The sequence below is a fragment of the Dapis purpurea BLCC-M126 genome (assembly GCF_050015975.1).
Classification (GTDB): domain Bacteria; phylum Cyanobacteriota; class Cyanobacteriia; order Cyanobacteriales; family Microcoleaceae; genus Trichodesmium.
Map to the genome: position 1 here is coordinate 1 of NZ_JBNHER010000135.1, position 8,956 is coordinate 8,956.

Genomic DNA, 8,956 nt, shown 5'->3' on the forward strand with positions numbered 1-8,956 from the left:
TTTTAACCAGAGGTAATTATCAATTATCCATTATCAATTATCAATTAATGAAATACTTAGGTTTATTTGTGCGTACTACCTAATGAGAAAATTTCAGAAGGTAAAAAGATATAATTCTAACAATACTATATTATTCACTAGGAAAAAGTTCGGGATTGTGTATTTTTGATAAGTTGTCAAACTACTTTTAACTTGATAATAAATTACATAAATAAACCAATGAAAGTAGTAAAAAACTAATCAATATAGCTTTGAATATGATTATATTTTTGTATTGCTTCGTTGAGATTCAAATTTTTAGATGAGCCAAAAGGATAAAATCCTAATAAAATAGATAGTAATGCTGTAATTATTGTGGCATAAAAAAATTTTTCGGGCATGATAACTAACTCCTTTTTTTAGCTTGTACCAATTTCCTAACCTTTATAAGTAGTTTTATAGCTGTGAATATACTTACATAGGCATTATATGAATAGCAACTATTTATTCAGAACTTTACTGAATCTTCATAAAAATAGCTGAATACCTGAAAATACCATAAATTTTTTCTCAATACCTTGATGCAAAATCAAAAGTAAAATTTTTACTATAACTAAATTTTATAGTTTAATAATATCCTAAAAGTAATCTTAACTGCTATACCTAATATTGAATACTTGTTTGCTGTTTTAAGCATTACCTTAAAAGTAATATTTGCAGATATTCAGTGATACCCTTTGAATAAATATTGCCTACACATTCTAGTTCAATTGTTGTCTATAAACACAATTTTGTAGCATTATTATTGATAGTTACTATTATTTATAGTCATATTCATTTTTTTGCTGTTTGCTTACTTTATCAAGAATCTAATCAACTTAAAAAATGTTTTGGAGAAAGACTAGAGGGAATCAGCAACCAAATTAAATATTTATCTATTGAAAATCTGGAAATTTTAGAGAAAAAATTTTCGATTTCAACAGTCTGGAATATTATTTAGTTATACCAATTACTATGCATTAATACTATCCTTAACCGAGACTTCAACACTCAAGTAATTAGTCAGATTTAAAATCATTTTTTGACAATTATAAGTTAAATCAGTCATTATTATTCCTATATTTACTTCTCCCCCCACCTCCCACACTTCCCCTCCTGGGAGGGGTTAGGGGTGGGTTCCGAAACTTCTCCACCCAATCAGATGTAGCAAAATTTTTGAGAAATGGTATTAGTTGAGTATCAGGTAGAATGAGGTTAAATTACCAAAACTATCCAATAATGAACTTGGTCAACAAACTATTAGCTAAAATCCCCAAAAATATCCACTTTCGACCTAAACATCTCCTCTGGAGTTGCCTAATAATATTAGGACTAACCCTGACTCAAATATCTAGCTACTTACCCACCGCTACTGCTCAACAACCATCCTTCTTTTCCCCCAGAGAATTTCGGGGAGTATGGGTAGCATCCGTTGCCAACATTGACTGGCCTTCTCAACGTGGTTTACCAGTCGCCCAACAAAAAGCAGAATTACTCAACATCCTCAACCGGATGCAGGAACTAAACCTCAACGCTTTAGTCTTGCAGGTACGACCAACCGGAGATGCCTTGTATGACTCTTCTATTGAACCTTGGAGTGGATGGTTAACAGGCCAACAGGGAACACCACCCCAACCATTTTACGACCCCTTAGCATTCGCGATCGCCGAAAGTCATAAACGTAACATCGAACTTCATGCTTGGTTTAACCCCTACCGCGCTCAACTCAGCCCCAATGATGGCTCTTTTGCTGCCAATCACATGGCCACTAAATATCCGCAATATGCCTATAGATATGGTAAAAATATTTGGATGGATCCAGGAGCGAAAGTCATTCAAGACCAGACTTTCAACACCATTATCGATGTAGTGCGTCGTTATGACGTTGATGCCATTCACTTCGATGACTATTTCTATCCTTATCCTCAAGCAGGGCAGGAATTTCCCGACTACCAAACCTACAATGCTTACAAAGCATCTGGTGGTACTCTTTCTGTGTCTAACTGGCGACGACAGAATGTGAATAATATGGTGCAACGTCTGTACCAAGGTATTCACGCTGAGAAACCCTATGTTAAATTTGGCATCAGTCCGTTTGGTATTTATCGTCCAGGCAACCCTCCTGGTATTGTAGGTTTCGATCAATATGAAGGTTTATATGCTGACGTGAAGCTATGGATGGAGAAGGGTTGGTTAGACTATTTAGCACCTCAACTTTATTGGCGCATCGATCCCCCCCAACAGAGTTATCCAGCGTTGTTAAACTGGTGGTTGCAACAAAACCCTCAACGTCGTCATATTTATGCTGGAAATTTTTTGAGTCAGTTACAAGGTGCGGGTTGGCCTGTATCAGAGTTTGAGAGACAGGTAGCTCTTTCCCGTCAGAGAACAAGTCAACTTTCTTTGGGAAATATCTTTTTTAGTATGAAGATGTTTCGAGATAATGTGTCGGGTGTAAATAATGTATTCAAAAGTTCAGTTTATCCAACTCCAGCATTACCTCCAGCGATGCCGTGGTTAGATAACCAACCGCCAGCACCACCTACAGGAATACAGGTTAATTCTGATGTTATTAGTTGGAGTGCTGATAATACTGGAGATGTTCGTTCTTGGGCATTGTATCAGCAAAATGGTAATCAATGGGCGCTGTTGCAAGTATTAAATTCTGCGACTAATGCAGTGAGAGTTACGCCAGGAACTTATGCTTTACGGGCAGTCGATCGGTTGGCAAATGAAAGTTCAGAACAAGTGGTAACTGTGGAGTAATTCAGAATTGAGAATTGAGAAATTGTTTTTGGGGGATTTTGAGCAACCCTCCAAAACGTTTCTTAAAAAGTAGGGACTCAGAATTGAAAATTGAGAATTGAGAATTGAGAATTGAGAAATTGTTTTTGGGGAATTGAGAATTGAGAAGTTGTTTTTTTAATGGGAATTGTGAGGAACCTCCAAAAACATTTCGCCTTAAAAAGTAGGAACGTTGCATGCAACGTCCCTACAGGGTTATCATTTTTTTGTAGCGCAGGCATCTTGCCTGCAACCGCTGTACCTTATGGGTTTGGTCTCCAAACTCCTACACCCTTTTCCCTCAAATTAGTTTAAACAAGATATGATACAACAACTCACTACTGATACTAAATCAGAAAATATTTACCCTGATAGCGATGGTCAACTCATGGCAGATAATACCAAACAATTTCGCTGGATAGTTACTATTAAAGAAAATCTAGAAATATTATTTGCTGAGGTAGCAGATATTTTCGTTGCCGGAGATTTTCTGTGGTATCCCGTGAAAGGAAATAACAAAATTCGCCAAGCACCTGATGTTATGGTTGTTTTTGGTAGACCAAAAGGAGACAGGGGTTCATATAAACAGTGGGAAGAAAATAATATTGCTCCCCAAGTCGTATTTGAAATCTTGTCACCAGGCAACCGCCCCCAGGAAATGACCAGAAAATTACTTTTTTATCAACAGTATGGAGTTGAAGAATATTATATATATGACCCGGATGAAAATGATTTTGTCGGTTCAATTAGAGTAGGGATGAGTTTAGAAGCAATTCCAGAAATTAATGGTTGGGTGAGTCCCCGTTTAGGTATTAGCTTTCAACTTACAGCAGAAACCCTAGAAATATATAGACCAGATGGAGACAAGTTTTTCACCTCTGTAGAATTAGATCAACTCCGGGAACTAGAAAAGCAACGTGCAGAACAAATACAACAACAATTAGACCAAGAAAAACAACGTGCGGAGCAAATACAACAACAATTAGAACAAGAAAAACAACGTGCGGACAGACTAGCAGAAATCCTTAGACAAAAAGGAATTGACCCGGATAATGTATGACCTCTCCCCAACCCCTCCCCTGAAAGGAGAGGGGCTTTCTTGCTCCCCCTTCCCTCCTAGGGAAGGGGGCTGGGGGGTTAGGTATTTCACTTTTATTTCTAATATCAACCATGCAAAAAAATCAACTCAAACAAAAACTCAAAAACGGCGAAGTTGTACTCGGACCTTTTATGAATTGCGCTTACCCTGCATTCATAGAAATTTGCGGTATAGCAGGATTTGATTTCGCAGTTATCGACCTCGAACACGGACCTCTAAATATTCTAGTTGCAGAAGACCTTTGTCGTGCTGCTGACTGTGGAGGTATTGCACCTGTTGTCAGGGTTAGCAAAAATGATGCTGCACAAATTCAACGCGCTCTTGATATTGGCAGTGCGGGGGTACAAGTTCCCCAAATAGAAACAATAACCGATGCAGAAATAGCCGTACAAAGTTCTAAATATAATCCTATTGGTTGCCGTGGTTTATCATTTGGAACTCGCGCGGGAGTTTACACTTCAGCAGGTAGTAATATAACCGATAAATTGAATGCAGAATCTTTAGTTGTGGTTCATGTAGAAGGTACAAAAGGTGTCGAAAATCTGAGAGAAATTGTTACAGTTCCTCATATTGATGTGATTTTTCTCGGTCCTTATGATTTATCTCAATCTTTAGGTATTCCTGGTCAAGTTAATGATATTCGAGTAGTTGAATTAATGCAAAAATCAGTAGAAATTATTCGGAGTTCTGGCAAAGCTGTTGGTACTTTTACCACTAATTCTGAGACTGCAAAAAAATGGATTGACTGTGGAGTTCAGTATATTGGATTAGGTATAGATGTCAGTATTTTCTTACAAGGTTGTCAAGCTTTAGTTAAAGGAGTAAGAGGTTGATTTTGATTTTGGAAAAAAGGCATAATAGGGATTTTATACAGGGATGTACAGATGATTAGGAGGAAGAATTAATAGACTATTTTTTTACTGTCTATTAGTTAATTAACTTGTTCTAATACATTTTTTTTGTAAGCATTCAGCTCTAAGAAATTGGCTATCAACAAAGGAAATAATTCTTTCTAAGGTTAAAGGAGAAAACTTTGCCAGTAACTTTGTAATTCTCGCTCAATTTTTTACCTGATAGCTGATGGCTGACGGCTGAATGCTTACTTTTTTTGAGTAATTTGATACAGTTTTTTACAAAACTTAATAGTTTGTATACTGTTTAGCAACACTTCTCAGAAACCCGAGCTATACTAAAAATATAGACAATATAAAACTAAACTTTTACTCCATAAAATGGGGAGAAATATCTATGCAAAAAGTTTTAGAATCAATTAATTTAGATTACGCTTTTATGTTTACCCACAAAAAGGTAAACTCAATTAGCATGGAAGGTTTTGAACAGTTTTTTGCCAATCTTCCTGTTGATCCCTACATAAAAGCTAAATATCGTTATAGAAGACTTTCTCATTTTATTATCTCAGGGGAAGAGGTCATAAAACAGCCTCACGGTTATCTTTATCAAAGCAAAGATTATAATCCTATAGTAGGAGATATTAAAAGAGAATTTGCTGAAATAGACGACAGACTTATCGCCTTAGATAACTTTCAAAAAATGATTTTAGCCTTCTGTGATTCCTGCAAAATACATCCAGAAGCAGAAATAGGGGTACATCAAATTAGAACTATTTGTTCCCCTAATAATTCAGGTAATCCAGCACCGGAAGGTATTCACAGAGACGGCGCAGATTTTATTGGTATATTTGCAGTAAATAGACATAATATTCAAGGTGGTGCAACTCATCTTTATACTGCGAGAAAAGAAAAGCCAGTATTTAGTAAAATTCTCAATCCAGGGGATTTATTATTGGTAAATGACCATGAATTTTTCCACTTTACAACTCCGATTAAACCTGTGACAGAAGAGATGGGATATCGGGATGTATTTGTGTTGACTTCTCCGAGTTTGATTCATTAAAAAACGAAGAAGTAAGAAGCAAGAAGCAAGAAGGGTGGGTGAAAATTTGCCCGCCTTTTTGCTTGAATAAACAGTAATTATGATTGTATATATCATTGCGAGGGCGTAATAAAAATTTCATTTTGAAACTTCTAAATTTATAACCCCCGAAGCAATCTTTTTTTTTGAAGAAAAAATCAGTATTTTCCACAGTATCCAAACAAGTAACAAAAAGCTTAACCTGTTAATAGAAAACGACTCAGATTTTCTAATTAAAAGGTAATATTGTTTGGAGTAGAAAAATCATGTCTAATGACTCGGAACGTAACTCTGCGCTTAACGCAGCAGGTACAAGTAAAGTCTACAACGCTAAATTTCAAGACTTATCTGCTAGTGCGACGCGAAAATTCTATCGAGGAAGGGTACGTCCAGGAGAAGCATCAAGAAGTTACGCTCAAGCTGAAGAAATGTTTAACAAAAGGATGGGAAATTGAACTGGAAACTCTGAAACAAAACGTTCAAGAAAAAGCTGATAATGCTAATCAGCAGGTTTTAGAAGTAAAAAAGTTAGTCAAGCAACAGGAAAAAAAATTAATTGAAAGTTTAAGCAAATAAAACTTCAACAGGCGATACAGCCAAAAATGTAGTTGCGAGTAAAGCAGTTAAATGGGAGTTAAAAAGGTGCCAATTTAGAATATATATTAATGGCAAAGAGAATAAACTAATTAATGCTGCTAAACTACGAGATGCGGTGACATAACTACCAAATTTTCCATCCATAACCGAGTCATTAAAAAGTATAAAGGTGGATGATGAGGTTCTTCAATTGTTAGAGATTTGAGAGTTTATATAAAAGTGCTTTGTGGTTTAATTTGTTGATATTTTTGTAGTTATTCAGCTGGAATAACTTGGTTTTGAAATAATTATTGGTGAATATCAATAATGTTAAAACCTCCAGCTCTTAAAGAAGTAAATACTTCGTCATGCCAATAAACTTTTTTATCAAGGTGGAAAAACGGAATCCTATTCCTAAAGTTATGGCAATAATTAACAAGATAATTAGAAGTTGAAAAAAAAAATTATGGTTAAGTTTGAGAGTCATTATTTTTTCATTAATATCAAATTCGGTAGTGTCGCTGCAATTCAATATAGTAGTGGCTTGGTAACTAAATTATTAGCAAACTTGGAGTTTTTACAAATACTGATTCTACAAAACTATACTAATACTAAACATAACATGATTTTTCATCAACAGTTTCACCATAATTTCATTCTGACCTTTTCTTCACTCGCAAAAGTTCCCCATCTACAATAGACTCAAATTCCAATTGTTTTGTTTGCAGCGCTTTCCCCAGTTTCCCAGAAGGTCGAAATACAAATATTTCTGACTTATTTTCAACTATTTCTAAGTTAGGCGAGTTACTCAATAACAGTAGTCGAACGTCATCATCTAATATATAACTGAGTGAAATTAAGTTTGCTGTATTAGTATAATTATCCCCCACATCACTCAATAATATTGGAGAGTCGCTAGCATTAACTTTTTTCGCAACCTTCGCATTAAAATAACTAGGGATCTTATTCCACCAAGTATCAGAAAAAGCACTAACGGTACAGGATGCAATACTAGCAGTTAACAAAATTGCTAAAACTACCCGCCAGTATTTTTGCTTGCCGAATAAAGTAGGATTTTCTCTACCTAAATACTTTGCCAATAAATAAGCAACTGATAAATATATTGCCGGAAAACAGGAAATTAGATAACGGGGGACAGTAGAGCGTTTCCCACTTCCTAGTAAATCTGGTATTACTAATATTATGAAAGGCACAAAAATAGAAGTCAGGATAAATAATTTTGTGGAAAGACTACAAGAACGACAAACTGTATAAATTCCCCAAGTAATAATAATTAAAAATAGTAATCTCAGTAAATATGTGCTGATATTATTAAAACCAAAATCTACGTCAATAAACAAGCTGCAAAAACTCAAAATCCACTTTTTTACTAAAAAATCGAAGCTGACTGATACTCTTACCCAATTTGTTGCATCATACACTCGTTGCAGATTATTAATTACTACGATTATCCAAGGAATAAACAGAATTATTATTGCTATTGAGGCAATAAAAAAATCCAGAGGTAACGTTTGAATGAAAAGTTGAAATTTTGATAAATTAGATTTTTTTTCAGAGGAAATTATTGCTACATAATTTGAGAAAAACCAATTGCTAATCACAAATATTCCATGGGAGATAAGAGTTAAACAAAAAAACAAATGGGTATATAAACCAATGGCAGAAACAATACTATATAATCCCCATTTTTTCCAGCTTCGAGAATCTAAAGCCTGGAATAATAAAATACTACTACCAATAACTAAAACAGTAACTAAACTATATTGCCTTGCCGTTTGAGCAAATAAAATTTCAACAGGCGATAAAGCCAAAAATGTAGTTGCGAGTAAAGCAGTTAAATGGGAGTTAAAAAGTTGCCAACCTAGAACATATATTAATGGCAAAGATAATAAACTAATTAATGCTGGTAAACTACGAGATGCCGTTAGGGAACCGCCAAAATTTTGCATCCATAACCGAGCTATAAAATAATATAAAGGTGGATGATGGGGATTTTCAATTGTTAGAGATTTGAGAGTTCCTATGAAAGTGCTTTGCGGTTTAATTTGTTGATATTTTTGTAGTTGTTGAGCCGGAATAATTTGGTTTTTAAATAATTCTCGGTCAATATCAACCATGCTAAAACCTGCAGCTCTTAAAGAAGTATATACTTCGTCATGAAAATAGACTTTTTGATCGAGGTGGAAAAAACGGAATCCTATGCCTAGAGTTATACCAATAATAAGCAATATAATTAGAGGTTGGAAGAAAATTTTATGGTTAAATTTTAGAGTCATTTCAGTTAGCCTCTTTTAGAGGAACTTCGTTAACAGTTATCAGTACCTCCGCCTGTTTGCGCAGTATTCCGTAGGAAACCCAGAGGCGTGAAATACGAAATTTTCTTTTTTATGCCCTTGAAAGGGAAGGCTTGAAACCTTATTTATTGGTCATTATTTTTCTATTGAATTAGTAAGACTAAGAGATAATATAGCTAAATTCATTAATTGATAATTGATAATGGATAATTGATAATTACCTCTGGTTAAA

The 8,956-nt window shown here is 34.9% G+C and carries 9 protein-coding genes; 6 read left to right on the forward strand and 3 right to left on the reverse strand.

Annotated elements, in window-relative coordinates:
* Positions 1-236: 236 nt before the first annotated feature.
* Positions 237-380: a hypothetical protein gene (locus tag ACP6PL_RS11890; RefSeq protein WP_426545471.1), complete on the reverse strand. Its 144-nt coding sequence runs from the start codon at positions 378-380 to the stop codon at positions 237-239.
* A 347-nt stretch (positions 381-727) separates the two neighbouring features.
* Between ACP6PL_RS11890 and ACP6PL_RS11895 the strand changes: the two genes are divergently transcribed.
* The 6 genes from ACP6PL_RS11895 to ACP6PL_RS11920 all read left to right on the forward strand — a co-directional run bounded on the left by ACP6PL_RS11895 (position 728) and on the right by ACP6PL_RS11920 (position 6,288).
* Positions 728-979, forward strand: coding sequence for a hypothetical protein (locus ACP6PL_RS11895; protein ID WP_426545472.1), 252 nt, complete (start codon positions 728-730; stop codon positions 977-979).
* Positions 980-1,257: 278 nt separating this feature from the next.
* Entirely contained in the window at positions 1,258-2,784 is a 1,527-nt protein-coding gene (locus ACP6PL_RS11900; RefSeq protein ID WP_426545473.1) for a glycoside hydrolase family 10-like protein, read from the forward strand.
* A 340-nt stretch (positions 2,785-3,124) separates the two neighbouring features.
* Positions 3,125-3,862 (forward strand): Uma2 family endonuclease, encoded by a 738-nt coding sequence (locus ACP6PL_RS11905; RefSeq protein ID WP_426545474.1) that lies wholly within the window; start codon positions 3,125-3,127, stop codon positions 3,860-3,862.
* Between the two features lie 110 nt (positions 3,863-3,972).
* Positions 3,973-4,734, forward strand: a complete 762-nt coding sequence (locus ACP6PL_RS11910) for an HpcH/HpaI aldolase family protein (RefSeq protein WP_426545475.1) — start codon at positions 3,973-3,975, stop codon at positions 4,732-4,734.
* A gap of 415 nt (positions 4,735-5,149) precedes the next feature.
* Complete coding sequence (locus tag ACP6PL_RS11915) at positions 5,150-5,815, forward strand: 2OG-Fe dioxygenase family protein (RefSeq protein ID WP_426545476.1); 666 nt, start codon at positions 5,150-5,152, stop codon at positions 5,813-5,815.
* A gap of 284 nt (positions 5,816-6,099) precedes the next feature.
* Positions 6,100-6,288, forward strand: coding sequence for a hypothetical protein (locus ACP6PL_RS11920; RefSeq protein ID WP_426545477.1), 189 nt, complete (start codon positions 6,100-6,102; stop codon positions 6,286-6,288).
* Between the two features lie 109 nt (positions 6,289-6,397).
* On the opposite strand, the gene ACP6PL_RS11925 is transcribed toward ACP6PL_RS11920, so the two are convergent.
* Both ACP6PL_RS11925 and ACP6PL_RS11930 read right to left on the reverse strand, forming a co-directional pair.
* Complete coding sequence (locus ACP6PL_RS11925; RefSeq protein ID WP_426545478.1) at positions 6,398-6,574, reverse strand: hypothetical protein; 177 nt, start codon at positions 6,572-6,574, stop codon at positions 6,398-6,400.
* A gap of 488 nt (positions 6,575-7,062) precedes the next feature.
* A complete protein-coding gene (locus tag ACP6PL_RS11930; protein WP_426545479.1) occupies positions 7,063-8,706 on the reverse strand; it encodes a glycosyltransferase family 39 protein in 1,644 nt (547 codons plus the stop codon).
* Between the last annotated feature and the right edge of the window lie 250 nt (positions 8,707-8,956).